At 44.3% G+C, this 614-nt stretch carries 1 protein-coding gene; it reads right to left on the bottom strand.

The window, feature by feature from the left end; genetic code table 11:
* The coding region (locus R7P74_RS27555) for a sugar phosphate nucleotidyltransferase (RefSeq protein WP_318123859.1) at positions 1–614 on the bottom strand (614 nt) is incomplete at both ends.

The raw sequence follows: 614 nt of genomic DNA, 5'->3' as shown, positions 1-614 counted from the left end.
TTTGTCGCGTGCTTACCTAATTCAGACTTCTTTTCATCTTTTAGGTACAAGTTTTCGAAACAGTAGTTTGTTGCTTCAATGTAGCCTTCTACGCTACCACAATCAAAGCGCTTACCTTTGAATTTATATGCGAGAACACAACCGGCTTTTGCTTGTTTCAGCAGCGCATCCGTAATTTGGATCTCACCACCTTTACCTGGTTCTGTGTTTTCGATGAGTTCAAAAATATCAGGGGTAAGGATGTAACGACCAATGATCGCAAGATTGCTTGGCGCTGTGCCTGGTTCTGGTTTTTCTACCATGTCATCTACGCGGTAGATGTCATCTTTGATCATTTCACCAGAAATCACGCCGTATTTGTGCGTCTCATCAGCAGGTACTTCTTGTACTGCCACGATAGAACAGCGGAATTGCTTAAACAGCGCAACCATTTGAGCAAGAACGCCTTCTTCCTCGTTCACACACAAGTCATCGGCAAGTACTACAGCGAAAGGTTCATCACCAACCAGTTCACGGCCCGTTAGAATCGCGTGACCTAGACCTTTCATTTCACGTTGGCGAATGTAGGAAAAGTTCGCTGATTCAATGATCTCACGAATATCGACAAGAGATCG

The organism is Vibrio sp. 2033 (genome assembly GCF_033339735.1).
Note: the sequence above shows the minus strand (reverse complement) of the source record. Positions and strands in the feature narration are given on the sequence as shown.